The sequence below is a fragment of the Brachybacterium sp. Marseille-Q7125 genome (assembly GCF_023062615.1).
Lineage (GTDB): Bacteria > Actinomycetota > Actinomycetes > Actinomycetales > Dermabacteraceae > Brachybacterium.
This window is the reverse complement of sequence record NZ_JALLAL010000130.1, coordinates 1-899: the sequence shown is the minus strand read 5'-3', so window position 1 is coordinate 899 and position 899 is coordinate 1. Positions and strand designations below refer to the sequence as shown.

Here is an 899-nt window from a genome sequence, read left to right as displayed (position 1 = left end):
GTCAGATCATGCCCGGCTCGCGGAACTGGAAGTCGAGAATCGTCGGCTCCGGATGGAGAACGAGTTTTTAAAAAAAGCCGCGGCCTTCTTCGCCAGGGAGCAGGGCTGAACGAGAAGTCAGCCCTGATCGAGGCGGAGAAGGACACCTACCCCATCGCCTGGATGTGTCGCCAGCTCCAGGTGCCCCGTTCCACGTTCTACGCCTGGAGAGACCGCACCGACCAGGTCACGGCCACCCAGGAGCGGCGCGAGCTGCTCAAGGACGAGATCTCCCGCGTCTTCGCGGCCCAGAACGGCACGGCCGGGTGTCGGCGCATCACCGCCCAGCTCAACGAGGAAGGGCATCCCTGCTCGGTGGGCCTGGTCGCCGCGCTGATGCGCGAGTTGGGCCTGGCCGCGATCCAACCCCGTGCCTGGCGCAAGACCACCGTCACCGACGAGCACGCGCCGGTGCATCCCGACCTCGTAGAGCGCAACTTCGCCCCCGACCAGCACGTTCCTGGGGAGGTTCTCGTCGGTGACATCACCTACCTGCGCACCGGCGCGGGATGGCTCTACCTGGCCGTGGTCATCGATCTGGCCACCCGCATGATCGTGGGCTGGCAGATGGCCGACCACATGCGCACAAGCCTGGTGATCGACGCGCTGGCCATGGCCCGCACCCACGGCTACGCAGCACCCCAGGCAGTGTTCCACAGCGATCACGGCACCCAATACACCAGTCAAGAATTCGGAGAATACTGCATTGAGAACGGATTCACGCAGTCCATGGGGAGGACCGGAGTGTGCTGGGACAATGCCGTCGCGGAGAGCTTCTTCTCCTCGCTGAAGAACGAGATGTATCACCACCACGTATTCTCTGAGCATCGTCGGGCACGATTCGCGATCGCCGACTACAT

General features: G+C 63.8%; 1 protein-coding gene. It reads left to right on the top strand.

Annotated features, from left to right (window positions below):
• Window positions 1–105: 105 nt before the first annotated feature.
• On the top strand, window positions 106–899 hold a 794-nt coding region (locus MU407_RS14025), incomplete at its 3' end, for an IS3 family transposase (protein ID WP_246958415.1).